The 25,941-nt window shown below is 69.5% G+C and carries 21 protein-coding genes and 1 pseudogene; 5 read left to right on the top strand and 17 right to left on the bottom strand.

Annotated features, from left to right (window positions below):
- Nucleotides 1–88: 88 nt before the first annotated feature.
- Nucleotides 89–1,027: an exopolyphosphatase gene (locus tag QC826_RS20880; RefSeq protein ID WP_279762272.1), complete on the top strand. Its 939-nt coding sequence runs from the start codon at nucleotides 89–91 to the stop codon at nucleotides 1,025–1,027.
- A 94-nt stretch (nucleotides 1,028–1,121) separates the two neighbouring features.
- Here the strand turns inward: QC826_RS20880 and QC826_RS20875 are convergent.
- Nucleotides 1,122–2,373 (bottom strand): annotated as a pseudogene (locus QC826_RS20875) (nitronate monooxygenase).
- A 205-nt stretch (nucleotides 2,374–2,578) separates the two neighbouring features.
- On the bottom strand, nucleotides 2,579–3,064 hold the full coding sequence (locus QC826_RS20870; RefSeq protein WP_093391074.1) for a YajQ family cyclic di-GMP-binding protein: 486 nt from the start codon (nucleotides 3,062–3,064) through the stop codon (nucleotides 2,579–2,581).
- 152 nt (nucleotides 3,065–3,216) lie between these two features.
- Here QC826_RS20870 and murB point away from each other — a divergent pair, with 152 nt between their 5' ends.
- Nucleotides 3,217–4,242 carry a UDP-N-acetylmuramate dehydrogenase gene (gene murB / locus QC826_RS20865; RefSeq protein ID WP_279762271.1) on the top strand — a complete coding sequence of 342 codons (1,026 nt, stop codon included), beginning with the start codon at nucleotides 3,217–3,219 and terminating at the stop codon, nucleotides 4,240–4,242.
- A 55-nt stretch (nucleotides 4,243–4,297) separates the two neighbouring features.
- Here the strand turns inward: murB and QC826_RS20860 are convergent, their stop codons facing one another.
- From QC826_RS20860 to QC826_RS20795, 14 genes are all read right to left on the bottom strand, one after another.
- Entirely contained in the window at nucleotides 4,298–4,612 is a 315-nt protein-coding gene (locus QC826_RS20860; protein WP_279762270.1) for a pyrimidine/purine nucleoside phosphorylase, read from the bottom strand.
- A gap of 124 nt (nucleotides 4,613–4,736) precedes the next feature.
- Nucleotides 4,737–5,777: a chemotaxis-specific protein-glutamate methyltransferase CheB gene (gene cheB, locus QC826_RS20855; protein ID WP_279762269.1), complete on the bottom strand. Its 1,041-nt coding sequence runs from the start codon at nucleotides 5,775–5,777 to the stop codon at nucleotides 4,737–4,739.
- Entirely contained in the window at nucleotides 5,774–7,933 is a 2,160-nt protein-coding gene (locus QC826_RS20850; protein WP_279762268.1) for a hybrid sensor histidine kinase/response regulator, read from the bottom strand. The genes cheB and QC826_RS20850 overlap by 4 nt, the downstream gene beginning before the upstream one ends.
- Nucleotides 7,934–8,076: 143 nt before the next feature.
- Nucleotides 8,077–8,787: a chemotaxis protein CheW gene (locus QC826_RS20845; protein ID WP_279762267.1), complete on the bottom strand. Its 711-nt coding sequence runs from the start codon at nucleotides 8,785–8,787 to the stop codon at nucleotides 8,077–8,079.
- A 10-nt stretch (nucleotides 8,788–8,797) separates the two neighbouring features.
- Entirely contained in the window at nucleotides 8,798–10,087 is a 1,290-nt protein-coding gene (locus tag QC826_RS20840) for a CheR family methyltransferase (RefSeq protein WP_279762266.1), read from the bottom strand.
- Nucleotides 10,084–10,542, bottom strand: coding sequence for a chemotaxis protein CheW (locus QC826_RS20835; RefSeq protein WP_279762265.1), 459 nt, complete (start codon nucleotides 10,540–10,542; stop codon nucleotides 10,084–10,086). Before QC826_RS20835 ends, QC826_RS20840 begins: the two co-directional genes overlap by 4 nt.
- Before the next feature lie 25 nt (nucleotides 10,543–10,567).
- A complete protein-coding gene (locus QC826_RS20830; RefSeq protein WP_313872767.1) occupies nucleotides 10,568–12,442 on the bottom strand; it encodes a methyl-accepting chemotaxis protein in 1,875 nt (624 codons plus the stop codon).
- 34 nt (nucleotides 12,443–12,476) lie between these two features.
- Nucleotides 12,477–14,288 carry a methyl-accepting chemotaxis protein gene (locus QC826_RS20825; RefSeq protein ID WP_279762264.1) on the bottom strand — a complete coding sequence of 604 codons (1,812 nt, stop codon included), beginning with the start codon at nucleotides 14,286–14,288 and terminating at the stop codon, nucleotides 12,477–12,479.
- A 173-nt stretch (nucleotides 14,289–14,461) separates the two neighbouring features.
- Nucleotides 14,462–15,694: an argininosuccinate synthase gene (locus QC826_RS20820; protein WP_093391088.1), complete on the bottom strand. Its 1,233-nt coding sequence runs from the start codon at nucleotides 15,692–15,694 to the stop codon at nucleotides 14,462–14,464.
- 53 nt (nucleotides 15,695–15,747) lie between these two features.
- A complete protein-coding gene (argF, locus tag QC826_RS20815; RefSeq protein WP_279762263.1) occupies nucleotides 15,748–16,686 on the bottom strand; it encodes an ornithine carbamoyltransferase in 939 nt (312 codons plus the stop codon).
- A 239-nt stretch (nucleotides 16,687–16,925) separates the two neighbouring features.
- Nucleotides 16,926–19,871, bottom strand: a complete 2,946-nt coding sequence (locus QC826_RS20810; RefSeq protein ID WP_279762262.1) for an ATP-binding protein — start codon at nucleotides 19,869–19,871, stop codon at nucleotides 16,926–16,928.
- Between the two features lie 67 nt (nucleotides 19,872–19,938).
- Nucleotides 19,939–20,838 (bottom strand): ribosome small subunit-dependent GTPase A, encoded by a 900-nt coding sequence (rsgA, locus tag QC826_RS20805; protein WP_099418206.1) that lies wholly within the window; start codon nucleotides 20,836–20,838, stop codon nucleotides 19,939–19,941.
- Complete coding sequence (locus QC826_RS20800) at nucleotides 20,835–21,254, bottom strand: 4a-hydroxytetrahydrobiopterin dehydratase (RefSeq protein WP_279762261.1); 420 nt, start codon at nucleotides 21,252–21,254, stop codon at nucleotides 20,835–20,837. The genes rsgA and QC826_RS20800 overlap by 4 nt, the downstream gene beginning before the upstream one ends.
- 11 nt (nucleotides 21,255–21,265) lie before the next feature.
- A complete protein-coding gene (locus QC826_RS20795; protein WP_279762260.1) occupies nucleotides 21,266–22,534 on the bottom strand; it encodes a M48 family metallopeptidase in 1,269 nt (422 codons plus the stop codon).
- Nucleotides 22,535–22,581: 47 nt separating this feature from the next.
- Between QC826_RS20795 and orn the strand changes: the two genes are divergently transcribed.
- The 3 genes from orn to QC826_RS20780 all read left to right on the top strand — a co-directional run bounded on the left by orn (nucleotide 22,582) and on the right by QC826_RS20780 (nucleotide 25,073).
- Nucleotides 22,582–23,178 carry an oligoribonuclease gene (orn, locus tag QC826_RS20790; protein WP_174900713.1) on the top strand — a complete coding sequence of 199 codons (597 nt, stop codon included), beginning with the start codon at nucleotides 22,582–22,584 and terminating at the stop codon, nucleotides 23,176–23,178.
- A gap of 115 nt (nucleotides 23,179–23,293) precedes the next feature.
- Nucleotides 23,294–24,064, top strand: coding sequence for an arylamine N-acetyltransferase family protein (locus QC826_RS20785; RefSeq protein WP_279762259.1), 771 nt, complete (start codon nucleotides 23,294–23,296; stop codon nucleotides 24,062–24,064).
- A 91-nt stretch (nucleotides 24,065–24,155) separates the two neighbouring features.
- Nucleotides 24,156–25,073, top strand: coding sequence for an alpha/beta hydrolase (locus QC826_RS20780; protein ID WP_279762258.1), 918 nt, complete (start codon nucleotides 24,156–24,158; stop codon nucleotides 25,071–25,073).
- Between the two features lie 123 nt (nucleotides 25,074–25,196).
- Here the strand turns inward: QC826_RS20780 and QC826_RS20775 are convergent, their stop codons facing one another.
- Nucleotides 25,197–25,895 (bottom strand): UPF0149 family protein, encoded by a 699-nt coding sequence (locus QC826_RS20775; RefSeq protein WP_279762257.1) that lies wholly within the window; start codon nucleotides 25,893–25,895, stop codon nucleotides 25,197–25,199.
- Between the last annotated feature and the right edge of the window lie 46 nt (nucleotides 25,896–25,941).

Genomic DNA, 25,941 nt, shown 5'->3' with positions numbered 1-25,941 from the left:
GTGCAGGCATGGAATTGGGTTGTATCATTATCCATCGCACCTTTTTGCCGGTGCTGGTGGAATGTTCTAACTTCTAAAGGGTGGTTTCATGTCAGCTGAAGCAAAAAAATATCGTCTGGTCACGCGCAGCGATTTCGATGGCCTGGTCTGCGCGGTGCTCCTGAAACATCTGGACATGATCGACGAGATCCTGTTTGTCCATCCGAAGGACATGCAGGACGGCAAGATCGCCATCAACGACGGCGACATCACGACCAACCTGCCTTTCGTGGCCGGCGTGCATCTGGCTTTCGACCACCACTTGTCGGAGACGATCCGCAACAAGGGGGAGCGCAGCAACCACATCATCCATCCCGAGGCACCCTCGGCGGCGCGCGTGGTGTACGACTACTACGGCGGTCTGAAGGCCTTCCCGGCGTCGTGGGACGAGATGATGGCGGCGGTCGACAAGGGCGACGCGGCGCGCTTCAACGAGCAGGAGGTGCTCGATCCGCAGAACTGGGATCTGCTGAACTTCCTGATGGACGCGCGCACCGGCCTGGGCCGCTTCCGCGAGTTCCGTATCTCCAACTACAACCTGATGATGGACTTGATCGACTACTGCAAGAACCACAGCATAGAACAGATCATGGCCCTGCCGGACGTGAAGGAGCGCAAGGAGCTGTATTTCGAGCACAGCGAGAAGTGCAAGGAACAGATCCGCCGCTGCGCCACCGTGCACAAGAACCTGGTGGTGCTGGACCTGCGCAAGGAGGAGGTGATCTTCGCCGGCAACCGCTTCATCATCTACGCGCTGTTCCCGCAAACCAACATCTCGATCCACGTGCTGTGGGGTCTGAAGAACCAGAACACGGTGTTTGCCACCGGCAAGTCGATCCTCAACCGCACGTCGAAGACCAACATCGGCGCGCTGATGCTGGAATACGGCGGTGGCGGCCACGAGAACGCCGGCACCTGCCAGGTCGACAACGAGCTGGCCGAGGACGTGCTGGGCGCCCTGGTCCAACGGATCAACTCGGAGGGCTGAGACGGCGCGTCGCCGCGCCAAGTGGTGGCGGCGCGGCAATAAAAAAACGGCACGGTCTGCGCAGGCCGTGCCGTTTTTCTATGCTGCCGGAGAATTAAAACTCTTTCTCGGGCAGGGCGATTTCGTTGTTGACGCTGAACTGGTAGTCCTTGAAGATGTGTTCGGCGCTGAGCAGCTGGTAGTCGCCGTCCGGCTTCTTGTGCGTGGTGTCCTTCAGGCGGTAGGTGTAGTGGCCGCAGGTCCAGCAGTTGAAGTTGCGCATGTGCGTGCACAGGCAGGTCTTGTCCATCACCACGATGTTCTTCTCGTTCGGGTGGGCCGCCACTTCGCGGTTGTAGGAGTTGATGTAGGCGCAGTTGCCGGTGGCGTCGAGCAGGTAGCCGTAGGACTCGCAGCCCGGGCGGATGCCGGCGCCGATCGCCGGCGTGCCCTTGAGCATGCGCATCGGGTAGCCGGTCGGCGAGATGCCGTTGACGATGATGTCGTCCTCGGTGGCCTTGACGTATTCCTGCTTGACCTTGGCCGGCAGGCCGCACTCGTTGGCGATGGTGAAGCGGGTCGCCACCTGCACGCCGGCGGCGCCGGCCTCGAGGAAGCCGACCGCGTCGCTGCCGGTGAAGATGCCGCCGGCGGCGATCAGCGGGATGTCCAGCTGCTCGGTCTTCAGGTAGGCGAGGATCTCGGCGGTGATGGTGTGCAGGTCGTAGTCGGCCCAGTCCATGCCGAAGCCGAGGTGGCCGCCGGCCAGCGGGCCTTCGACGATGATGAAGTCGGGCAGGCGGTTGAGCTTGGCGTTCTTGCGCAGGAAGATCTGCAGCGCGCGCACCGACGAGACGATGATGCCGAGCTTGGCGTCGCGGAAGCGCGGGTGGTCGGCGATCAGCGCGAAGGAGCCGAAGTGCAGGCCGGCCGACAGGGTGATGCCGTCGACGCCGGCGTCGAGGGCGGCGTTGAGGCGCACGCGCAGGGTCTCGCGCGGGCCGTTCATGGTCAGCTTTTCCATGCAGTTGACGAAGATCAGGCCGGGGCTTCTTGGCGTCCATGGTGGCGCCGACGTGCAGGCGTTGCGCCTCGGCCAGACGGCCCAGGTCGAACTGCACCACGGCCTTGTCGGAGTTGTTGATGTTGAATTTGTAGAGCTTGGTCTTGTCCTTGACGAAGCTGGTATCGAAGCGGCGGTCGGAGACGTCCTCGACCATGGCGTCCGAGATGTGGCCGATGCCGCCCAGGCGGGCCGCCTCCAGCGCCAGTTCCGAGGTCGAGATATCCACACCCATTCCGCCAACCATGATGGGCACATACTCGTTTTTGCCAAATCGCAGGCGGAAATCATCAACACGTTTCATTGCTATCCTTAGACTACCGTGGTTTGTCGCTGGGCGTAACGCCCAGGTCTGTTGCGCTCGCGCAGCAGGGTCCGACAGGGGGCTCAAACAGCATTTTACCCCATGTAGGCTACCGTTCTGTGACGGTGCGCGGCGCCGGCGGCGCGGCGCGCGGCCGCCGGACTGGCGCGGAAGGGGCCGCCGGGACGGCCCGCTCCGGGTGGAATCAGTCGCGGAAGTTGTTGAACTCGAGCGGCATGTCCGGCACGTCCTTGCGCAGCATGGCCATGGCGGCCTGCAGGTCGTCGCGCTTGGCGCCGGTGACGCGCACCGCCTCGCCCTGGATGCTGGCCTGCACCTTCATCTTGCTGTCCTTGATGACGCGCACGATTTTCTTGGCGTCGTCGGACTCGATGCCGTTCTTGATCTTGATGACCTGCTTGATCTTGTCGCCGCCGATCTTCTTGATGTCGCCGTCGTCGAGGAAGCGGACGTCGACCTTGCGCTTGGTCAGCTTGTTGGTCAGCACGTCGCGCACCTGTTGCAGCTGGAACTCGGAATCGGCGTAGGCCGTCAGTTCGTTCTCCTTCTGCTCGACGCGGGCGTCGCTGCCCTTGAAGTCGAAGCGGGTGGAGATTTCTTTGTTGGATTGCTCGACAGCGTTTTTCACTTCGATCATATCGGCTTCGGAGACTACATCAAACGACGGCATGGTGATTTCCTTAAAGGTGGAGCGGGCGGCGCGCGCGCACGGCGCCGCGGCAAAGGATGACATTTTAACGGACAACCGGCCGCGCGCCGCCATATCGGCGCTGGTTTTTTGCCTGTTTCGCTCTATAATCGACAAAATTGATCGGCTTTCCCATGCATCCACAGTTCCCACTCCAGCACAACTTCCCCCTGCAATCGCTCAACACTTTCGGCATCGCCGCCCGCGCCCTGGCGTATGTGCGGCTGGCCTCGGTCGCGCAGCTGCGCGCCGCGCTGGCCGACGCCGCGCTGGCCGCCATGCCGCGCCTGCTGCTGGGCGGCGGCAGCAACATCGTGCTGGGTGGCGACTTCGCCGGCCTGGTGCTGCACATGGCGATCGCCGGCCGCGAGCTGGTCGACAGCGACGCCGAGTTCCACTACGTGCGCGCCGGCGCCGGCGAGAACTGGCACGAGTTCGTGCAGTGGACCCTGGCGCAGGGCTGGGGCGGACTGGAGAACCTGTCGCTGATCCCCGGCACGGTGGGCGCCGCGCCGATCCAGAACATCGGCGCCTACGGGGCCGAGACCAAGGACTTGTTGCACAGTCTGACCGTGTTCGACCCCGCCGGCGGCACAACGTTCAGCATGGACGCCGCCGCCTGCCAGTTCGGCTACCGCGACAGCGTGTTCAAGCGGCCCGGCTGCCAGCTGATCATCGTCGACGTCACCTTCGCGCTGCCGCGCCGCTGGCAGGCCAACCTGGGCTACGCCGAGCTGGCCCAGGAGCTGGCCGCGCGGGGGCTGGCGGCGCCGGGCGCGCGCCAGGTGGCCGAGGCGGTGATCGCCATCCGCCGCCGCAAGCTGCCCGACCCCGCCGTGATCGGCAACGCCGGCAGCTTCTTTAAAAATCCGGTGGTGTCGGCGGCGCGCTGCGCCGAGCTGTTGGCGGCGTTCCCGGCGCTGGTGCACCACCGCCAGGCCGACGGCAGCGAGAAGCTGGCGGCCGGCTGGTTGATCGACCAGTGCGGTTGGAAGGGGAGAAACATGGGCGCGGCCGGGGTGTATCCGCGCCAGGCGCTGGTGTTGGTCAACAACGGCGGCGCCAGCGGCGCCGAGGTGATGGCGCTGGCGCATGCCATCCAGGACGATGTGGCGGCGCGCTACGGCGTGCGGCTGGAGCCGGAGCCGGTGTTCGTCTGAGCCGGCGGCCGGCCCGGGGGCGCGGCGGCCGGGCGGCCGCCGCTTGCTTGCGGTGTCAGCCGAAGTGGCAGACGTAGTCGAGGGTTTCGACGGTTTCGATATCGAAGTGGCTGTTGGCGCCGATTTCGAATTGCTGGCCCGCCGTGTAGGTGGTCCAATCGCTGGCGCCGGCCAGCTTGACCTTGCACACGCCGCCGATCACTTCCATGGTTTCCGGCGCGCCGGTGTTGAAGGTCAGCACCGATGGGAAGATCACGCCGAGGGTCTTCTTGCTGCCGTCGGCCAGCACGATGCTGTGCGAGACGCATTTGCCGTCGAAGTAGATGTTGGACTTCTTGACCACGCTGACTTGTTCAAATTGTGCACTCATGCTGCGATTTCCTTAGGATGGTTCGAAGGGCGGGTCGGGCGGTGGCGTCGGCGACGCGGTGGCGCCCGGCCCGTGGGGCTGGGTGAATCATAGTCCAATCGGCGCGATCGGCGCGGCGTCCAGCCTATTTGGCCGGCGCCGCCGGCGCCGCGCCCAGGGTGCTGCGCAGCATGGCGCCGATCTTATCCAGGGGCAAAATCAACTGCGCCGCGTCGAGCTCGGCGGCGGCGCGCGGCATGCCGTAGACGGCGCTGCTGTCCTGGTCCTGGGCGATGGTGGTGTGGCCGGCGCGGCGCAGCGCGAGCAGGCCGTCGGCGCCGTCGCGGCCCATGCCGGTGAGCAACACCGCGACCGCCTCGCCGCGCCAGTGCCGCGCCAGGCAGTGGAAAAACACATCGACCGAGGGGCGGTAGGCGTAGTCCCTGGGAGCTGCATCGTACCCCAAGCGCAGGTTTTGATCTAGCACTAAGTGGTCGTTGCTTTTGGCGATCAGCACGCCGCCGGCCAGCAATTCCTCGCCCTGGGCGGCGGCGCGCACCGGCATGGGCAGTTGCTCGGCGAGCCACTTGGCGAAGTGCTCGGCGAAGTTTTCGTCGATGTGTTGTACCACCACCACGGCGCAGCCGGGCGGCGGGGTCCAGGCGGCGAGGATGCGCGCCACCGCCATCGGCCCGCCGGTGGAGGCGCCGATCGCCACCAGCGCGTTGACGGCGGCCGCCGGGCCGGCATGGCGGCCGTTGCCGTTGCGCGGGCCGAGCGCCTGGCTGCCGCCGCTGTGGCGGATCAGCCGGTCCATGGTGCGGATCTTGGCCAGCAGCTCGGCGGCGCCGCCGGCCTGGCCCTGCAGCACCGGCGTGGCGGTGACGTCGAGTGCGCCGGCGCCGAGCGCGCGGAACACCTGGTCGACGTTGTCCTGCGGCCGGCCGGTCACCACCAGGATGGCGCAGGGGCTGTGGCGCATGATCTGGCGGGTCGCCTCGACGCCGTCCAGGCCGGGCATGTTGAGGTCCATCAGGATCAGGTCGGGGCGCTGCTCGGCGCACAGGCGCACCGCCTCCAGGCCGCTGCGGGCGATCCACAGCAGCTGGTGCTCGGCGGTGCTGGCGACGACGCGGCGCAGCGCCTCGGCGGCCATGGCGACGTCGTTGGCGATGGCGATCCTCATAGGCGCGCCTCGCCGATCAGGTCGAGCACGGCGTCGAGCAGGGTCTCGTCGTGGAAGCTGCCCTTGGTCAGGTAGTAGTCGGCGCCGGCGGCCAGGCCGCGGGCGCGGTCCTCGGGGCGGTCCTTGTAGGAGACGATCATCACCGGCAGCAGGTGCAGGTGCAGGTCCTTCTTGATCAGGGCGACCAGCTCGATGCCGTCCAGGCGCGGCATGTCGACGTCGGTGACGACCAGGTCGTAGCCGCCGCCGCGCACCGCGTTCCAGCCGTCGATGCCGTCGATGGCGACGTCGACCTCGAAGCCGCGCCCCTGCAGCAGCTTGCGCTCCATCTCGCGCACGGTGAGCGAGTCGTCGACCACCAGGATGCGCTTGGTCTTGCGGCGCGCCGCCTGGTCGGCGCGGGCCAGGCGGTGCAGGCCGCCCTGGTGCAGCAGCTTGTCGATCGACAGCAGCAGGTCGGGCACGTCGAGGATCAGCACCGGCTCGCCGTTGTCGAGCAGGGCGGCGGCGGAGATGTCGCGCAGCTTGCCGAACACCGGGTCGAGCGCCTGCACGGCCAGGCTTTGCTCGCCACGGATGGCGTCGACCACCAGCGCGTAGCGGCGGCCGGCGGCGCCGATCAGCACCACCGGCAGTTCGCCGGCGCCGGCCGCCATCTCGCCCAGGTCGAGCAGCTGGGCGGCCGAGACCAGGCCCAGGTGTTCGTCCCGCAGCGTGAAGAACTGCTTGTTCTCCAGCGTGTGGACGGCGTCCTGCGCCACCTTGAGCACGCGCTCGACCTTGACGATGGGGATGGCGTAGGCCTCGCCCTTGATGTCGACCACCAGCGCGCGCACCACCGACTGGGTCAGCGGCAGGGTGATGGCGGTGCGGAAGCCGTGGCCCAGCTCGGACTCGAGGCGCACCGTGCCGTTCTGCTGGCGGATAGTCTCGTGGACGATGTCGAGGCCGACGCCACGGCCGGAGATCTCGTTGGCCGACTGCTTCAGGCTGAAGGCGGGCAGGAACAGGAACTCGAGCAGCTCGGCGGCGCTGAGGGCGGCGGCCATGGCCTCGCCGGCCATGCCGCGCTCGACCACGGCCTGGCGGATGCGCTCGAGGTCGACGCCGGCGCCGTCGTCGCTGATCTCGATGCTGAGCATGCCGGCGCGGTGGCGCGCCTCGAGCACGATGCTGCCGTGCGGCGGCTTGCCGGCGGCGGCGCGCTCGGCCGGCGTGCCCATGCCGTGGTCGACGGCGTTGCGCAGGATGTGGTTGAGCGGGCTCTCGATGCGCGCCAGGATGTCGCGGTCGACCAGGGTGTCCTCGCCGACGATGCGCAGGCTGACCTGCTTGCCCATGCCGCGCGCCAGGTCGCGCACCATGCGCGGGAAGGCCTGCACGCCGTCGCGGAAGGGGCGCATGCGCAGCGTCAGCACCTCGTTGACCAGGCCGCCGGCGACGGCCAGCACGCGCCGCTCGTAGGATTCGACGGCGGCGATGTGTTCGAGCATGGCCTGCTTGAGCGGATGGCTTTTTTGCAGCGCCAGCAGCGACTTCTCCTTGAGCGCGGCGTCGGCGCCGTTGGCGATGGCCTCGTGCAGCTGCTCGAGCTGGGCGAACAGGCTGCCCTGGTTGCGCTTGAAGCGCTGCAGCTCCTGGATCAGCGGATGCAGCTGGTGGGCGTTGATGCGCGACTCGCTGGCCAGCGACAGCAGGCGGTCGAAATTGTGCGCCACCTTGGCCGGCGCCGGCGGGCGCGCCGGCCCGCCCGCCTCCTCGGCGGCGGACTGCGGCGCCGGCGCCGGCGGCGGCGAAGGCGGCGGGGCGGCCGCCGCCGCGTCGCCAACGGCCGCGCTGGCCGGCGCCGACGCGGGCACGGGTGGCGGCGCCAGCGGCTCGGGCAGGAAGGCGATGTTGGCGATGGCCGCCATGGTCTGGCGGATCTGCCCGGCGGCGGCGGCCAGGCCGGCCGGGGCGGCGGCCTCGTCGAGCCGCGCCACGCGCAGGATCAGGTCGACGCCGGACAGCAGCACGTCGACCCGGTTCGGCGTCAGCGCCAGCTTGCCGTGCTGGGCCGCCAGGAAGGCGTCCTCCATGCCGTGCGCCAGTTGCACCACCAGGTCCAGGCCGACGATGGCGGCGGCGCCCTTGATCGAGTGGGCGGCGCGCATCATCGGCTCGATCGCGGCGGCGCTGCCGTCGCGGCTGCGTTCGAGCGTCAGCAGGCACCTCGGTCAGCACCTGGCACTGGGCGTCGGCCTCCATGCGGAACAGGCCCGCATGGAAAACTGGCTCAGATCGCCCGGCTGGTCCTGGCTCATCGCAGCACCCGCGCCAGATGTTGGCCGACCAGCTCGGCGTCGAGGCAGCCGATGTGCATGCCGCCGTGCGACAGCACGCCGGCCAGATAGCGCGCCAGGCCCTTGTTGATGGTGGCGGCCGGCGCCTGCAGCGCCGCGCCGGCGTGGCGCACGATGCCGTGCAGGTCGGCCGCCGGCACGGCGAAGGTCTGCTCGTTCCAGCGCAGCAGCAGCAGGCGCGGGAAGATGTGGCGGCCCTGTTCGGCGTCGGCCAGCGGTTCGCTCTCGTCGATGCCGAGCAGGGCGGCCAGCGACAGGCAGGGGTGCAGCGTGCCGCCGACGTTGACCACGCCGAGCAGCTCGCGGCCGTCGCGGTGGGGCAGGCGGTGCGGCCGGGTGTGCGGCGCCACGGCGACGAACTGCGCGGTCGGCAGCGCCAGCCATTCGCGGCCGAGGCGGAACACCAGGCGCGAGGCGTCGAGCGCGGCGTCGTCGCGCAGCGGCTGGCGGAAGTGCGCGGCCCATTCGCGCTGGTAGTCGGCGCCGACCGGGCGCTGCAGGTTGCGCTGGGCGGCGTCGGCGTAGACCTCGCAGTTGCGGCAGTGGATGTGCGCGGGCAGCTTGGGGCAGCTCTGGTCGCCGGCCACGCCGATGCGGTTCCAGCAGTCGTCGATGGCGCCGCCGGCGGGCGCGGTGGTGGCGTTGGCGATGGTGGCGGTGGTGTTCATGGCGCGCCTCTCAGTTGGCCTGCTGGCGCTTGTAGATGCGCGCGGCGCGGGCCTTCAGCGCGATGGCGGTGGCGCGGTCGGATTGTTGTTCGGCCAGCAGGGCCAGGTGGCACAGGGCCTGGTAGTGGTCGGGCTGCAGGTAGATGCAGCGGCGCCAGTGTTCGCGCGCCTGCTGCGGTTGCTCGGCGCGCTCCATCAGCAGGCCGAGGATGAAGTAGGCCTCGGCCGAGTCGGGGTGCCGCTCCAGCCAGGCCAGGCAGGCGGCGCCGGCCTGCTGGAACTGGCCCAGGTCGGCCAGCCGGCGCGCCTGCGGCAGCAGCTCGGCCTCGGCCGTCGCCGCCGTCGCCGTGGCGGCGGCCGTGGCAGGCGGCGCGGCGCCGGCCGCCCCGGGCGGCAACGGGCCCGGCGCGGCGGCCAGCGCCGGCACGGCCGCCAGCGCGCCGGCCGCCGCAGCCGGATACGACAGCGTGCGGCGCGGCGCGGCGGCCGACACCGGCAGCGGCGCCGGTACGGCGGGCGCGGCGGCGCCGCGCTTGCGCAGGCCGAAGGCCAGCGGGTAGGCCAGCGAGACAAAGCCCTGCTGGCAGAACGAGGGCACCTCGGCGTAGCCGGCGAACAGCTGGCCGTGGTCGGCCAGCAGGGCGTCGAGGCGGGCGATGGCGGCGGCGCTGGTGGCCGGGTCGAAGTAGATCAGCAGGTTGCGGCAGAAGATCAGGTCGTAGTGGCCGGGCGCCAGTCCGGCGCCCAGCTCGAGCAGGTTGCCCTGCTCGAAGCGCACCTGGCGGGCGATGCCCTCGGCGACGCGGTACTGCTGCGCGCCGGCGGCGCTGAAGTGGCGTTGGCGGAAGCCCAGTTCGTCGCCACGGAAGGCGTTGCGGCCGTACACGCCGGCGCGCGCGCGGGCCAGGTTGGCGGCGCTGATGTCGACCGCGTCGATGGCGTAGGCGGCCGGCGCCACGCCGGCGTCGCACAGCGCCATGGCGATCGAGTAGGGCTCCTCGCCGCCGGCGCAGGGCACCGACAGGATGCGCAGCGGCCGCGCCGCGCCGGCCGGCCCGGCCAGGCGGCGCAGGACGAAGTCGGCGGCGGCGGCGAAGGCCTGCGGGTCGCGGAACAACCACGACTCGGGCACCACCACCAGCTCGACCAGGGCGGCGATCTCGGCCGGCGTGACGGCGGCCAGGTAGGCGGCGCGGTCGGCGGCGCCGGTGTGCGCCATGCGCGCGGCGACGGCGCGCTCGGCCTGCGCCTCGGACAGGTTCAGGCCGCAGGCCCGGCGCAGCAGCGCCAGCGGGCTCATGCCGCATCCTCCGCCGGGGCGAACAGGATGGCGCGCAGCTCGGCCGGCAGCAGCCGCGCCAGCTCGACCAGCTGGACCATGCCGCCGGCGTCGCCGGCCACCCGGCCGAGGAAGGGCGCGGCGGCCACGCCGCTGTCGGCCAGCCCGGCGGCGGCCAGCTCGCGCACCCCCAGCACCTGCTCGGCCAGCAGGCCGAGCAGGTGGACGGCGCCGTCCGGCGCGACATAGTCGACCAGCACGATGCGGCTGTCGAACCGGGCGCGGGTGGCCGCCAGCCCGCTCAGCAGGCACAGGTCGACCACCGGCACCGGCCGGCCGTGGAAGTCGAGCAGGCCGGCGACGTGGGCCGGCGCCAGCGGCAGGCGCTTGAGCTCGAGCAGCGGCAGCACGCGCACCACCTGGCGCAGCGGCAGGGCGTAGCGGTCGGCGCCGATGTGGAACAACAGGTGTTTCATCGCCCGGCCTCCATGGCGCCCGCCGTCATGCCGCGACGGCGAAGTTGGCCACGCTGGCCTGCAGGTCGGCGGCGGCGTACTGCAGTTGGTGCACCGCCTCGCTGGTGGCCTTGAGCGAGTCGACGCTTTGCTGGGTGGCGTCGTTCAATTGCGTCATGGTGCTGGAGATCTGCGCCGCGCCGACCGCCTGCGACTGCATGCCCTGCAACACGGCGTCGAACTGCGGCGCCAGCTTGCGCACCTGGTCCATCACGCCCGACAGCTGCTCGCCCACCTGGCGCACCTCGCCGACGCTGCGGCGGATCTCCTCGGAGAACTTGTCCATGCCCATCACGCTGGCCGAGACGGCCGACTGCATCTCCTTGAGCATCTGTTCGATGTCCCAGGTCGACACCGAGGTCTGGTCGGCCAGCCGGCGGATCTCGGTGGCCACCACCGAGAAGCCGCGGCCGGCCTCGCCGGCCTTCTCGGCCTCGATGGCGGCGTTGAGCGAGAGGATGTTGGTCTGGTCGGCCACCTTGGTGATGGTGGTGAGCACGCCGTTGATGTTGCTGGCCTTGTCCGACAGCGCCGCCAGCTTGGCGTTGATCGAGTCGGTGGCGGCGACCATGTGCTGCATGGTGGCGTCCATGCGGCCCAGCTGCTGCTGGGCGCCGGCGGTGGCGCTGGTGGTGAACTCGGCCACGGCGCTGGCCTCCTGCATGGTGGCCAGCAGGGCGCTGGTGTTGGCGGCGATCTCGCGGGTGGTGCTGAGCACCTCGACGCTGGTCTGCGCCTGCTCGATGCCGGTGGCCTCCTGCTGGCGCGCCGAGGCGGCGATCTCGGTGGCCGAGGTGGTGACCTGGATGCCGGCCCGCTGCACGTTGTCGATCAGGCCGCGCAGGCTGTCGAGCATGCCCGCCACGCCGCCGCCGAGGCGGCCGATGGCGTCGTCGCCGGCGCCGTCGACCCGGCCGCTCAGGTCGCCCGCCGCCGCCTTCGACACCACCACCAACAGCAGGTCGACCTGGCCGCGCAGCTGCTCGCCGGCGGCCTGCTCGCGCGCCAGGTTGTCCTCGATGGCCTGGGCCATGCGGTTGAACTCCTGCGCCACCAGGCCCAGCTCGTCGGCCGCCAGCACCTCGGCGCGGGCGCCACGGCGGCCGGCGGCGAGCTGGCCGACCGCCTCGGTCAGGCGGCCCAGCGGCAGGGTCAGGCTGCGCGTCAGCGCCCAGGCCACCAGCAGGGCCAGCGCGACGCAGACGGCGCCGCCGGCCGACAGCACCAGCAGCATGTTGCGCTGCATGTCGCGCGCCGCCTGCGAGCGCTGGGCGAGCAGGCGGTTCTCCTCCGCCGTCGCCTCGGCCAGCGCCTGGTAGATGGAGCGCACCAGCGGATTGCCCAGCTTCAGCTGCAGCGCCTGGCCGATGGCGTCGGCCGCGCCGGCCTGCGTGCCGAGCGCCTGGCGCTGCGCCATCTGCGGTTCGACGACCTGCGCGATCCACTGCGGCACCAGGCCGGCGACGCGGCGCAGGCGGGCCAGCTGGGCCGGGTTGTCGCTCACCCGGGCCTGCAGGCGGGCGATCGAGGCGGGCAGGTCGGCGAGCTCGCGGCGGGTGGCTGCCATGGCCTGCGGGTCGCCGTTCAGGTAGTAGTTGCGCGCCTGCACCTGGGCCTGCAGCATGTCGGCGTTGAGCTTGTCGATCGCCAGCAGCACCTGCATGCTTTGCTTGTCGAGCTCGTTGGCCTCGGCCATGTTGGCGAAGTTGTTGTAGGCCAGCCCGAGCAACAGCAGGATGATGGCGACGATGCTGGCGAAGGCCAGGTACAGCTTCTGCTTGATGCTGATTTGCCGCCGGCCCGCCGGCCCGCCACCGCCCGGCATGGTCGCCGCTTGCCCGCTGCGCATTGCTTGATGCATATTGCCTCCCCGGCGTTGGTGCTGCGTCGCGGCCTCAGGCCGCGACGGCGAAGTTGGCCACGCTGGCCTGCAGGTCGCCGGCGGCGTACTGCAATTGGTGCACCGCCTCGCTGGTGGCCTTGAGCGAGTCGACGCTTTGTTGGGTGGCGTCGTTCAATTGCGTCATGGTGCTGGAGATCTGCGCCGCGCCGACCGCCTGCGACTGCATGCCCTGCAACACGGCGTCGAACTGCGGCGCCAGCTTGCGCACCTGGTCCATCACGCCCGACAGCTGCTGGCCCACCTGGCGCACCTCGCCGACGCTGCGGCGGATCTCCTCGGAGAACTTGTCCATGCCCATCACGCTGGCCGAGACGGCCGACTGCATCTCCTTGAGCATCTGCTCGATGTCCCAGGTCGACACCGAGGTCTGGTCGGCCAGCCGGCGGATCTCGGTGGCCACCACCGAGAAGCCGCGGCCGGCCTCGCCGGCCTTCTCGGCCTCGATGGCGGCGTTGAGCGAGAGGATGTTGGTCTGGTCGGCCACCTTGGTGATGGTGGTGAGCACGCCGTTGATGTTGCTGGCCTTGTCCGACAGCGCCGCCAGCTTGGCGTTGATCGAGTCGGTGGCGGCGACCATGTGCTGCATGGTGGCGTCCATGCGGCCCAGCTGCTGCTGGGCGCCGGCGGTGGCGCTGGTGGTGTAGTCGGCCACGGCGCTGGCCTCCTGCATGGTCTCGAGCAGGGTGCTGGTGTTGGCGGCGATCTCGCGGGTGGTGCTGAGCACCTCGACGCTGGTCTGCGCCTGCTCGATGCCGGTGGCCTCCTGCTGGCGCGCCGAGGCGGCGATCTCGGTGGCCGAGGTGGTGACCTGGATGCCGGCCTTCTGCACGTTGTCGATCAGGCCGCGCAGGTTGTCGAGCATGCCGGCCACGCCGCCGCCGAGGCGGCCGATGGCGTCGTCGCCGGCGCCGTCGACGCGGCCGGTCAGGTCGCCCGCCGCCGCCTTCGACACCACGGCCAGCAGCGCGTCGACCTTGCCGCGCAGTTCCTCGCCGGCCGCCTGCTCGCGCGCCAGGTTGTCCTCGATCGCCTGGGCCATGCGGTTCAACTCGCGCCCGACGATGTCGAACTCGTCGTTGCCGCGCACCTCGACGCGGGCCCCGCGGCGGCCGCCGGCCAGCTCGCCGAGCACCCGGCTCAGGCGCGCCAGCGGCGCCAGGATGGCGCGCGCCAGCAGCCAGGCCACCAGCAGCGCCAGCGCCACGCACAGCAGGCCGCCGGCGCTCAGCGTCAGCTGCATGTTTTGTTGCAGCCGCAGCGACTGGCGCGCCCGCTCGGCCAGCAGCTTGCCCTCCTCGGCGCCGACCTCGCCGAGCAGGGCCTCGATGGCGCCGACCCGGCGGAAGCCGTTCTGGATCAGCGGCGCGATCTTGCTCAGGTCGAGCGCGGCGCCGCCCTGGTCGGCGCTCTGGCGCCGCGCGATCAGCGGATGCACCACCTCGGCGATCCAGCCGTCGTACCATTGCGCCAGCTTGGCCAGGCGCTGCTGCTGCAGCGGATTGTCGGCGGTCAGCGCGCGCAGCCGCTCCAGGTGCCGGCGCAGCGCCGCCTCGTTGGCGGCGCTGTCGCGCAGGCGCTCGTCGCCGCCGAGCAGGTAGCCGCGCTGGTTGACCTGGATCTCCAGCGCCACCACGTTGACCTTGTCGGCCTCGCGCAGCACCTCCAGCGTGTGGCGGTCCCAGCCGTTGGCTTCGGACAGGCGCAGGAAGTTGCTGTAGGCCAGGGCCAGCAGGAGCAGGATGAGCGCCAGGATGGCGGCGAAACCGATGTAGAGCTTGTGCTTGATGCGGACGGCGGTGAACACATTGCACTCCCGGTGGGGCGGACGTTGATTGCAATGTATCATTTTGTCGCCCGGCGCGCGAGCAAGTTCGGCGCCGACGCGACTACGAACAACGGGCCGCGCGAGGCGGCCCGTTCGGGGTGTTGCGTGCCGGGCGGCGCGGCCGCCCGGCGTATTGGCCGCTTACTGGCCGCCTACTGGCCGCGCTTGAGGCGGGCGTTGGCGGCGATGCGCAGGCGCAGCGCGTTGAGCTTGATGAAGCCGCCGGCGTCGGCCTGGTTGTAGGCGCCGCCGTCCTCGTCGAAGGTGGCGATGTTCATATCAAACAGGGAGTCGGTCTTGGAGTCGCGCGAGACGACGATGACGTTGCCCTTGTACAGCTTGACGCGGACCCAGCCGTTGACCGTGGCCTGGGTGTTGTCGATCAGCGTCTGCAGCGCCAGGCGCTCCGGCGCCCACCAGTAGCCGTTGTAGATCATCGAGGCGTAGCGCGGCATCAGGTCGTCCTTCAGGTGGGCCACTTCGCGGTCCAGCGTGATCGACTCGATGGCGCGGTGCGCCTTGAGCATGATGGTGCCGCCCGGCGTCTCGTAGCAGCCGCGCGACTTCATGCCGACGTAGCGGTTCTCGACCAGGTCGAGGCGGCCGATGCCGTGCTTGCCGCCCAGGCGGTTGAGCTCGGCCAGCACGGTGGCCGGCGACATGCGCACGCCGTTCAGCGCGACGATGTCGCCCTTCTCGTATTCGATGTCGAGGTACTCGGCGGCGTCCGGCGCCGCCTCGGGGCTGACGGTCCAGCGCCACATGGTCTCCTCGGCCTCGTGGCTCGGGTTTTCCAGGTGGCGGCCCTCGAAGCTGATGTGCAGCAGGTTGGCGTCCATCGAGTAGGGCGCGCCGCCGTTCTTGTGCTTCATGTCGATGTCGATGCCGGCGTCCTCGGCGTACTTGAGCAGCTTCTCGCGCGACAGCAGGTCCCACTCGCGCCACGGCGCGATGATCTTCACGCCCGGTTTCAGCGCGTAGGCGCCCAGCTCGAAGCGCACCTGGTCGTTGCCCTTGCCGGTGGCGCCGTGCGAGATGGCGTCGGCGCCGGTGGCGTTGGCGATCTCGATGAGGCGCTTGGCGATCAGCGGACGGGCGATCGAGGTGCCCAGCAGGTACTCGCCCTCGTAGACGGTGTTGGCGCGGAACATCGGGAAGACGAAGTCGCGCACGAACTCTTCGCGCACGTCGTCGATGTAGATGTTTTCCGGCTTGATGCCGAACTTGATCGCCTTGGCGCGCGCCGGTTCCAGCTCCTCGCCCTGGCCCAGGTCGGCCGTGAAGGTGACGATTTCACATTGGTAGTTATCCTGCAGCCATTTCAGGATGACGGAGGTGTCGAGTCCGCCCGAGTAGGCCAGGACCACTTTTTTGATGTCGCTCATGCTCGTTCCATTCTTAGGGTAAAGTCAAATTTGTCGGGGTGCCGGGGCGGCGCTCAGGCGGCCTTGTGTTCGGCGTCGAGGCGGCCCAGCAGCAGGTATTCGATCAGCGCCTTCTGCACGTGCAGGCGGTTCTCCGCCTCCTCCCACACCACCGACTGCGGGCCGTCGATCACCTCGGCGGCGACCTCCTCGCCGCGGTGGGCCGGCAGGCAGTGCATGAACAGGGCGTCGGGCGCGGCGCGCGCCATCTTGGCGCCGTCGACGATCCAGCCGTCGAAGGCGGCGATGCGGGCCGCGTTCTCGGCCTCGTAACCCATGCTGGTCCAGACGTCGGTGTTGACCAGGTGGGCGCCGGCGCAGGCGTCGGACGGGTTGGCGAACAGGGTGTAGCGCTCGGTCGAGACCAGCGACATGTCCATGTCGTAGCCCTTCGGCGTCGACACGTTGACGTGGAAGCCGAACACCTCGGCCGCCTGCAGCCAGGAGTACAGCATGTTGTTGGCGTCGCCGATCCAGGCCACCACCTTGCCGGCGATCGAGCCGCGGTGCTCGTGGAAGGTGAACACGTCGGCCAGCACCTGGCAGGGGTGGTGTTCGTTGGTCAGGCCGTTGATCACCGGCACGCGCGAGTTGGCGGCGAAACGCTCGATGATGTCCTGGCCGAAGGTGCGCACCATGATGATGTCGCACATGCGGCTCATCACCTGGCCGGCGTCCTCGACCGGCTCGCCGCGTCCCAGTTGCGAGTCGCGGGTGTTCAGGTAGATGGCGGCGCCGCCCAGCTGGTGCATGCCGGCCTCGAAGGACAGGCGGGTGCGCGTCGAGTTCTTCTCGAACACCATCACCAGGGTGCGGTCGATCAGCGGGTGGTGGATCTCGTAGTTTTTGAACTTGCGCTTGATCAGCGAGGCGCGCTCGATCACGTACTCGTACTCGGCCAAGGTGAAATCGGAAAACTGCAGGTAGTGCTTGATCGGTTTTTGGATAGGCATAGTGACAACGGATAGATGCGTGGGCGTGGGGCGGTGTGCCTGCGGAGCCGGCTTAGCGAATCAATTATAAGGGCAATTGCGCAATTCGGCGAACCCGGCCCCGCCGGCCCGGCGCGCCCGCCGTGCGGCGGCGGCGGCGCCGTGGCTATTTGGCACGGCGGGCCGCCGTTGCTGGGCCCGCATAACAATTCAAGCGCTCGATTGGACTATACAAGTGGGCCGGCGCGCCGGCCGCCGGCTCAGTGGTAGATCGCCGCCGGCTTGGCCGGGTCGTGCTGCGGCGCCACCAGCGGCAGGTCGAGCGTGAAGGTGGTGCCGTGGCCGCTGCTGCTGACGTGGATCTGGCCGCCCAGCAGCGAGGTGACGATGTTGTAGCTGATCGACAGCCCGAGGCCGCTGCCGCCCTGGCCCAGCTTGGTGGTGAAGAAGGGGTCGAAGATGCGCGTCAAGTGTTCGGGGGCGATGCCGCCGCCGTCGTCGCGGAAGGCGACCTGGACGCGGCCCTCGAGCGGCGTGCTGGCGCTCAGCCACATGCGGCCGGGCCGCTCGCGGCTGAAGGCGTGCAGCAGGGCGTTGTTGATGAGGTTGGTGACCACCTGGCCGAAGGGGCCGGGGTAGCTGTCCATCGCCAGCGCCTCGGCCACCTGGTACTCGATGGCGTGGCCGGCGCCGCGCACCCGGTTCATCATCGTCGCGACGATCTCGTGGACCACCTGCTGCAGGTTGAACATGCGGCGCTGCTCGGTGGTGCGGTCGACCGCCACCTGCTTGAAGCTGTTGACCAGGTCGGCCGCGCTGCCCAGGCCGCGCATCACCAGCCGGGTCGCCTTCTGCGCGTCGGCGACGTAGGCGGCCAGCTCGGAGCGGCGCAGGCCGGCGCCGTTGAGCGCCGTCTCGAGCTCGTCGGTTTTTTGCTGCAGGGTGGAGGCGATCAGCAGGCTGTTGCCGATCGGCGTGTTCAGTTCGTGGGCGACGCCGGCCATCAGCGAGCCGAGCGCGGCCAGCTTCTCCTGCGACACCAGCTGGGCCTGGGCGTCCTGCAGTTGGCGGTAGGCCTCGGCGTTGTCGAGGGCGATGGCGCCGTAGGCGCACAGGGTGCGGAAGATCAGCCGCTCGCGCTCGCCGTAGGCGCCCGGCCGGGCGGCCCGCACCGTCATCACGCCGAGCGCGCGCTCGCCCGCCAGCAGCGGCACGCACAGCGCGCTGGGGCCGCCGTCGGCGCCGTCGAGCGCCACCTCGCGCCGCTCGCGCAGGCAGCGCAGCGGCTCGGCGTGCGGATCGCCCGGCGCCGGCTCGCCGTCGACCGCCTCGGCCGGCAGGGCGCGGCCGGCCTCGACGGCGTAGGCGCGGCGCAGCGCCAGGCCGGCCGGGTCGCTCAGGTAGACGGCGTAGGTGGTGGCCGGCAGCAGGGCGTGGACGTGGCGGTCCAGCGTCTGGAACACGGCGTCGCGCTCGAGGTGGGTGGTGATCTCCTGGCCGATCGCCGACAGGCGCTCGAGCGTGGCGCCGGTCTGCTGCAGCAGCTCGGCGCGGCGCGCCTCGGCGGCGGCCAGCTCGCGGTGGTGCTGGCCCTCGGCGCGGGCGTGCTCGGTCTGGTGGTGCACCTGCATGGCGATGGCGCGGTTGGTGGCCTCCTGGCTGTGGGTCTGGTCGCGCGCCGCGCTGGCCGCCAGCGCCGCCTCGTAGGCCTGGGCGTAGCTGCCGGCCCGGGCGTACTCGCGCGCCAGGGCGTCGAGCAGGTCGCCGGGCAGGGTGTAGCCGTCGATGGTGGCGGCCACCGCCAGCGCCTGCTGCAGGTAGTGCAGCGTGGCGTTGAGCGCGCTCATGCCGGCCGGCGGCGGCAGGTCGTGGCGGGTGTGGATGATCGCCATGACGCGCAGCGCGGCGATGTGGTTGGCCGCGTTGGACTGCTCGCTGGCCAGGCGCACCGCCTGCAGCGCGGCCTGTTGCGCCTCGCCGGCGCGGCCGAGGAAGCACAGGGCGTGGGCCTGGCCGCGGCGCGCCACGGTGCCGAAGTCGGGGTGGCCGAGCACGTCGGCGCGGTCCTCGAGCTGGACGAAGGCGTCGAGCGCGCGGGCGTAGTCGGCGCGGTCGAGCGCCAGCTCGCCCAGGTACTGCAGGGCGATGGCGTAGCTGCGCGCGCCGGCCAGCGGCGCCAGGATGGCCAGCGCCTCCTGCAGCAGTTCCTCGGCGGCGTCGAGCCGGCCCAGGCGGCGCATGGCGTCGGCGGTGTGCATCAGGCAGGCGCCGACGCTGCGCGGCCAGCCGGTCGGGCGCGCCAGGTCGAGCGCGCACTGCATCCATTCGAGCGCCGAGTGCAGATCGTTGAGGATGATGAAGTCCTCGCCGATGTTGGTGGCGGCGGTCATCGCGCTGCGCAGCTGGCCGCTGCGCAGGGCCGCCTCGTAGCAGCGGATGTAGTGGCCGGCGGCGGCGCCGAAGTCGCTGGCCAGGCTGGCGCTCAGGCCCAGGTAGTCGTTGATCCAGACGGCGGCGCCGGTGTCGCTGTCGGCGTCGTCGGAATCGGCGGCGTTGTTGGCGTTGTCGGTATGGTCGGCGTGGCCGGTGCGGTCGGCGGCGAAGCGGGCGGACCAGCGCTGCGCGGCGCGGTGGCGGTCGTGCAGCACGGCCCAGCGTGCCAGCGCCGCCTCGGCGACGGTCTCGCGCTGGCGGTCGCCGGCGCGCACGGCGGCGGCGGCGGCCTGCTCCAGCTCGGCGTCGCGGCGCCGGTGGTCGCCTCGGTCGACGGCGATCCAGGCGCGCAGCCAGTGGGCGTCGGCGCAGCCGGCGTGCTCGGCGGCGGCGCACAGCGCGCCCCAGGCCTGCTCGGCCAGGGCGTCGGCCGCGTCCAGCTGGCCATCGAGCCACAGCGCCTCGGCGCGCACCAGATGCAGGCGGGCGTCCAGGGCCTGGCGGCGCGTCGTGTCGGGGGCAGCGCTGGCGTCGGCCTCGGCCAGCAGGGCCAGCGCCTCGCCGGCGAGGAGGTCGGCGCGCGCGCTGTCGCGCTGGCGCAGGTGCCAGGCCAGCGGCAGCAGCACGGCCAGGCGGGCCTGGCCGCGCAGGGGCGGCAGGGCCGCCTCCCATCCGGCTACGTCATCGTCGAGCGCGAACATCTCCATTGTCAGCCCCTGGGACAGCTGGTCGGCCGCGCCGGCGGGGCGGCGCGGGTAATTGCCTTGCGGCATTTCATTCCATTGTAGTACGGCCGGGCCGGCGCCGCCAGCCGGCGCCGCCGCCGCGCATGCCGCCGGGCTAGTACAGCGTTTGCGCCGACTCGTGCAGCAGCTGGCCGTACAGGGTGTGGCGCATGCGGGTGATCTTGCCCTCGGCGACGGCGGCCAGCACGGCGCACTGCGGTTCGATCAGGTGGCGGCAGTTGTAGAACTTGCACTGGCCCAGGTAGGGCGCGAAGTCGACGAAGGCGCGTTCGAGCATGCCCTCGCTCAGGTGGTACAGGCCGAACTCCTGGAAGCCGGGCGAGTCGATGATCGACGAGCCGGCGCCCAGCTCGGGCAGCTGGTAGAGGCGGGTGAAGGTGGTGGTGTGCTTGCCGGTGTCGAGGGCGGCGGAGATCTCGCGCACGGCGATGTCGGCGTCCGGCACCAGCAGGTTGATCAGCGAGGACTTGCCCATGCCGGACTGGCCGATCAGGATCGAGGACTGGCCGGCCAGCAGCGGCGCCAGGGTGGCCACGGCGTGCGCCGGGTCGCCCTTGGCCGACACCTCGTGCACCGGGTAGCCCAGCGCGGCGTAGGGCGCCAGCCGCTCGCGCGTCTTGCCCAGCGAGGCGGTGACGTCGGTCTTGTTGAGGATCAGGCGGGCGGTGATGCCGGCCGCCTCGGCCGCCACCAGCGAGCGCGACACCAGGTCGTCGGCGAAGCCGGGCTCGGTGGCGACGACGATGAACAGCTGGCTCAGGTTGGCCGCCAGCAGCTTGGACTTGTATTGGTCGGAGCGGTACAGCAGGGTCTGGCGCTCGTCGATGCCGTCGATGACGGCCTGGTCGGGCGAGGTCAGGGTCAGCTTGACGCGGTCGCCGACGGCCACGTTGGTCTTCTTGCCACGGGTGACGCACTGCAGCTTGGCGCCGTCGGCGTCGGCCAGGTAGTGGCGGCCGTGGGCGGCGATGATGAGGCCGGTCAGCGCGCTCATTGCTTGGCCGCCCCGGCGTGGAACAACACGGCGGCCTTGGCGGCGCAGATGAAGTCGTTCTCGCTCAGGCCGGCGCCGGCGTGGTTGGCGATGCAGTGGGTGTCATAGCGGATGGTGCAATTTTTATACGTCACGGTCAATTCCGGGTGGTGGTCTTCGGTGTGGCTCAGGTAGGCCAGCGCGTTGACGAAGGCCATGGTGTGGTGGTGGTTCTGGAAGGCGTAGTCGGCGCACAGGCGGCCGTCCTCGAGGCGCCAGCCGGGCAGCAGGGCCAGCAGGCGGGCCGCCTCGGCGCCGTCCAGCGCGGCCTCGGCGGGGCGGCAGCGGCGTTGCAGCAGGTCGGCGGCGCTGTCGATGGCGGCGCTGCCGCTGCTGCTGCTGCTGCTGCTGCTGCTGCCGGGGATGGTCTGGCTCATGGCGGGCTCCTTCATTGGGCGGCCAGGCGCAGCTGGCGGATGCGCACGCTGGCCGGCGGGTGCGAGTCGTAGAAGGCCGAGTGCAGCGGGTCGGGGGTCAGGGTAGAGGCGTTGTCCTCGTACATTTTGACCAGCGCCGAGACCAGGTCGGCGGCGTCGGTGTGCCGGGCGGCGAAGGCGTCGGCCTCGAACTCGTGCTTGCGCGAGCTGAGCGAGGTCAGCGGGCCGAGCAGGAAGGTGAACACCGGCAGCACCAAAATGAACAGCAGCAGGGCCATGGCGTCGTTGTTCTGGCCGGGCAGGATCAGCGGATCGACGCCCAGGCCGGTGTAGAACCACAGCTGGTTCTTCAGGTAGCCGAGCAGGGCCAGGAAGGCCAGCGAGATGGCGAACATGACGGCGATGCGCTTGACGATGTGCTTGAGCTTGAAGTGGCCCAGCTCGTGCGCCAGCACCGCCTCGATCTCCTGCGGCGCCAGGCGGGCCAGCAGGGTGTCGAAGAAGACGATGCGCTTGTTGGCGCCGAAGCCGGAGAAGTAGGCGTTGCCGTGGGCGCTGCGCTTGGAGCCGTCCATCACGAACAGGCCCTTGGAGGCGAAGCCGACGCGCTGCATCAGGCCCTCGATGCGCGCCTTGAGCGACGCGTCGGCCAGCGGGGTGAACTTGTTGAACAGCGGCGCCAGCACGGTCGGGTAGAGCACCATCATCAGCAGCTGGAAGCCGCTCCACACCAGCCATGTGTAGAACCACCACAGGCCGCCGGATTGGTCCATCAGGGTCAGCACCACCCACACCAGCGGCAGGCCGATGGCCGTGCCGAGCAGCAGGCCCTTGGCCATGTCGGTGAAGAACAGGCGGCGGCTCATCTTGTTGAAGCCGAAGCGCTGCTCCATGCCGAACTGCTTGTAGTAGTCGAAGGGCAGGTCGACCAGGCCGGAGATGGCGGCGAAGGCGGCCAGCAGCCCGAGCTGGTAGACCATGCCCGGGCCGGTCTGCTGGAACACCGCCTGCGACAGCCACTGCAGGCCGCCGAGCAAGGTGAAGCCGACCAGCACGACGCTGTTGACGAGCAGCGCCAGCAGGCCGAACTTGGTGCGCGCGACGGTGTAGTCGGCCGCCTTCTGGTGCGCCGCCAGGGGGATCTTGGCGGCGAACTCGGCCGGCACGGCGGCGCGGTGCGCCAGCACGTGGCGGATGTGGCGCGAGGCCAGCCAGAAGCGCAGCAGCAGCGTCAGGACGAGGAAAGATACGAACAAAATCGAAAACGCGAGTGAATACATTCTATGCCTGTGAGAAAATGGCGGATTGTTTAGGCCAAGAGAGAATTATGTCACAAGCTAACGACTTAGCAACAAGCGCATCCACCCCAACCGCCACGCCCCGGCCAAATGAAATGAATCTGGTCTGGGTCGACATGGAAATGACGGGCCTGGAGCCGGACACCGATCTGATCATCGAAGTGGCCGTCGTCGTCACCGACATGCACCTGAACGTGCTGGCCGAGGGCCCGGTGTTCGTCATCCACCAGAGCGACGAGGCGCTCGACAAGATGGACGCCTGGAACAAGGGCACCCACGGCCGTTCCGGCCTGATCGACCGCGTCAAGGCCTCGACCGTGACCGAGGCCCAGGCCGAGGCCGAGCTGATCGAGTTCATGCGCAAATGGGTGCCGAAGGGCAAATCGCCGATGTGCGGCAACACCATCGGCCAGGACCGCCGCTTCATGGTGCGCTACATGCCCAAGCTGGAGGCCTTCTTCCACTACCGCAACATCGACGTGTCGACGCTGAAGGAGCTGTGCAAGCGCTGGAAGCCGGAGATCGTCGGCGGCTTCAAGAAGCACCAGATGCACACGGCGATGGCCGACATCGTCGAGTCGATCGAGGAGCTGAAGTACTACCGCGAGCATTTCATCAAGCTGTAAGCGCGCCGCGGCTCGCCCCTTGCCGGGCCACGCTCAAGCCAGTTGCGCCCGCCCCGGCGCGGCTGGCTTTTTTTTCGTCTATGATTTCAAATCGTTAATATTTTAAGGAGACGCCGTGCAGGCCGAGAATTTCGTGTTGCAGGATTATTTGGACCGCATCGGCTACACCGGCGCGGCGCGGGCCGACCTGGCCACGGTGCAGGGCATGATGCGGCGCCAATTGTTTACCGTGCCGTTCGAGAACCTCGACGTGCAGGCCGGCAAGATCGTCTCGCTGGTGCCGGAGGAGATCGTCGACAAGATCGTCGGCCGCCGCCGGGGCGGCTATTGCTACGAGGTCAACGGCCTGTTCGCCATGGCCCTGCAGGCGCTGGGCGTCGCCTACCAGTTCGTCGCCGCGCGGCCGATGTTCTACCCGGTCAAGCGGCCCAAGACGCACATGGCGCTGGTGCTCACCCTCGACGGCGTGCAGTGGTTGTGCGACCTGGGCTTCGGCAGCTACGGCATCCGCGCGCCGCTGCGGCTGGACCAGCTCGACAGCGAGCTGCGCCAGGACGACGATAGGTTCATGCTCTCCAAGAGTGGCGAGATCGACTACGTGCTCAAGGCCAAGGTCGACGGCGAGTGGCAGAACCAGTACGGCTTCAACCTGTCGCCGCAGGAGTGGATCGACTTCATGCCGGCCAACTACCTGAACTCGACCCACCCGGACGCCATCTTCGTGCAGAAGCTGCTGGTGGTCGTTTTCAGCGAGGAGGGCAGGAGCATCTTGCTCGACGATAGTCTGCGCACCGTGCGCGGCGGCGTGTCGCAACGGCGCCAGGTCGCGCCGGAGCAGCGCCAAGCCTTGTTGCGCGAGGTGTTCGGCCTCGATACGGCGCATTGAGCGGAAGCCAAGTTGTCGCGGGAGAAAGACTTATTGTCCAGTTCGGCAAATGGATTACACTGTCCAGGACGTAATCACTTTATTTCCTGATATGCAGATACCGCGCCGCGTCTGGCTGGCCCCGCTCGTCCTGGCGTTCGCCCTGGCGGCCCTGCTGGCGGCATGGCTGCTGGTGGCGCCGCTCGGCCTGCTCAACCTGCTGACGCCGGCCGACGGCGTCGGCCGCGTCGCCGGCCTGGCCTACGGCGCCGGGCCGCGCCGCAAGCTCGACATCTATCTGCCGCTCCGCTCCGGCGGCAAGCCGCGGCCGGTGTTGTTGTTTTTCTACGGCGGCAACTGGCGCGCCGGCGACCGGGCCGACTACGCCTTCGTCGGCCGGGCCCTGGCCGCGCGCGGCATCGTGGTGGTGGTGGCCGACTATCGCCTGTATCCCGAGGTCAGCTATCCGGCCCTGCTGGACGACCCGGCCGAGGCGCTGGCCTGGACCCTGCGCCATATCGGCCGCTACGGCGGCGATCCGCAACGCCTGTTCCTGATGGGCCACAGCGCCGGCGCCTACCACGCCGCCATGCTGGCGCTGGACGGCCAGTTGCTGGCGCGCCACGGCGTGCCGGCCACGGCGGTGCGCGGCTGGATCGGCCTGGCCGGCCCCTATGATTTTTTGCCGGTGGAAAATCCGGCGGCGCGGCCGGTGTTCCACTATCCCAACACGCCGGCCGCCTCGCAGCCGATCAACCACGTCAGCGGCGCGGCGCCGCCGGCGCTGCTGATCGCCGCCCGCAAGGACACGCTGGTCAATCCGCAGCGCAACACCGGCGGCCTGGCCTACCGCCTGCGCGCGCGCGGCGTGCGGGTCAGCGAGGACTATCCCACCTGGGTCGGCCACCAGACGCTGGTGGCCTCGCTGGCGGCGCCGGCGCGCTGGCTGGCGCCGACGCTGGAGCAGGTGCTGCGCTTCATCGGCAGCGACGGCGGCCGCCTGCTCGAGCCGGCGCCGGCCGCCGATTAGCCGGCCGGCCGCCCTGGCGGCGGACGAAAAAAAGGGGAATCGGTCGATTCCCCTTTTTTGCTGCCGCCGCCGTGGCAGGCGGCTAGTATGACGTGCCTGGCGCTAGTGGGCGCTAGTGGGCGCTTACGCCTCGGTCGGCTCGGCGCCGCAGCACTTCTTGAACTTCTTGCCGCTGCCGCAAGGGCAGTCGTCGTTGCGGCCGACCTTGGGCTCGTCGCGCTTGACGGTGGTGACGGCGGCCTTGCGGCGCGGCACCCAGAAGCGGTAGATGCCCGGCAGGTTGGCTTCCAGGTCGACGCCCAGCTTGTGCGCCTTGACCGGATCTTCCACCAGCGGCAGTTCCTCTTCCTCGATCTCGTCGGCGCCCAGCAGGTAGATCGGCTGCATCAGCGGACCGGCCTCCGATTCCCAGATCTCGTCCCACGAGCCGGGACGCAGCTCCATGCCTTCCCAGAAGCCCCAGCACCAGGCTTCGGCGTCGATCAGGGTCTGGCCTTCGTACTCGTGCTCGACGAACAGCGGCTCGAATTCCTTCGGCGCAACTTCGAAGGTGACCAGCACCTCGTTCATGAAACGCATGATCAGCTGGAGGATGCGCTCTTCCTCCTTGCTGTTCTTGAACTTGGGCACGTCCTTCTCGTCCTCGCCCCAGATGCGCGCCAGCCATTCGACCGGCATGATGGTCTCCGGGCCGATGGCGATGGCGGTCAGATAGCCGTGCAGCATATCCATCGTCATCGCATCTTCCGGGCTGCTGTCGGACAGCAGGAAGTTGTCTAATTCGTCAAATTCTTTTTCGCTCAAAGGCTGGTCGAGTTGCATGGCTTGCTCTTTTTATTGGATTGAAGGCGACAGTATACGCTGCGCC

Origin of the sequence: Rugamonas sp. DEMB1 (assembly GCF_029834475.1) — a bacterium.
In the GTDB taxonomy this organism is placed as follows: domain Bacteria; phylum Pseudomonadota; class Gammaproteobacteria; order Burkholderiales; family Burkholderiaceae_D; genus Rugamonas; species Rugamonas rubra.
Note: the sequence above shows the minus strand (reverse complement) of the source record. Positions and strands in the feature narration are given on the sequence as shown.

Coding starts and splice junctions, on each gene's coding strand:
- QC826_RS20880 (WP_279762272.1), top strand. CDS start 89: ATGTCAGCTGAAGCAAAAAAATATCGTCTGGTCACGCGCAGCGATTTC.
- QC826_RS20870 (WP_093391074.1), bottom strand. CDS start 3,064: ATGCCGTCGTTTGATGTAGTCTCCGAAGCCGATATGATCGAAGTGAAA.
- murB (WP_279762271.1), top strand. CDS start 3,217: ATGCATCCACAGTTCCCACTCCAGCACAACTTCCCCCTGCAATCGCTC.
- QC826_RS20860 (WP_279762270.1), bottom strand. CDS start 4,612: ATGAGTGCACAATTTGAACAAGTCAGCGTGGTCAAGAAGTCCAACATC.
- cheB (WP_279762269.1), bottom strand. CDS start 5,777: ATGAGGATCGCCATCGCCAACGACGTCGCCATGGCCGCCGAGGCGCTG.
- QC826_RS20850 (WP_279762268.1), bottom strand. CDS start 7,933: ATGATGCGCGCCGCCCACTCGATCAAGGGCGCCGCCGCCATCGTCGGC.
- QC826_RS20845 (WP_279762267.1), bottom strand. CDS start 8,787: ATGAACACCACCGCCACCATCGCCAACGCCACCACCGCGCCCGCCGGC.
- QC826_RS20840 (WP_279762266.1), bottom strand. CDS start 10,087: ATGAGCCCGCTGGCGCTGCTGCGCCGGGCCTGCGGCCTGAACCTGTCC.
- QC826_RS20835 (WP_279762265.1), bottom strand. CDS start 10,542: ATGAAACACCTGTTGTTCCACATCGGCGCCGACCGCTACGCCCTGCCG.
- QC826_RS20830 (WP_313872767.1), bottom strand. CDS start 12,442: ATGCATCAAGCAATGCGCAGCGGGCAAGCGGCGACCATGCCGGGCGGT.
- QC826_RS20820 (WP_093391088.1), bottom strand. CDS start 15,694: ATGAGCGACATCAAAAAAGTGGTCCTGGCCTACTCGGGCGGACTCGAC.
- argF (WP_279762263.1), bottom strand. CDS start 16,686: ATGCCTATCCAAAAACCGATCAAGCACTACCTGCAGTTTTCCGATTTC.
- QC826_RS20810 (WP_279762262.1), bottom strand. CDS start 19,871: ATGCCGCAAGGCAATTACCCGCGCCGCCCCGCCGGCGCGGCCGACCAG.
- rsgA (WP_099418206.1), bottom strand. CDS start 20,838: ATGAGCGCGCTGACCGGCCTCATCATCGCCGCCCACGGCCGCCACTAC.
- QC826_RS20800 (WP_279762261.1), bottom strand. CDS start 21,254: ATGAGCCAGACCATCCCCGGCAGCAGCAGCAGCAGCAGCAGCAGCAGC.
- QC826_RS20795 (WP_279762260.1), bottom strand. CDS start 22,534: ATGTATTCACTCGCGTTTTCGATTTTGTTCGTATCTTTCCTCGTCCTG.
- orn (WP_174900713.1), top strand. CDS start 22,582: ATGTCACAAGCTAACGACTTAGCAACAAGCGCATCCACCCCAACCGCC.
- QC826_RS20780 (WP_279762258.1), top strand. CDS start 24,156: ATGCAGATACCGCGCCGCGTCTGGCTGGCCCCGCTCGTCCTGGCGTTC.
- QC826_RS20775 (WP_279762257.1), bottom strand. CDS start 25,895: ATGCAACTCGACCAGCCTTTGAGCGAAAAAGAATTTGACGAATTAGAC.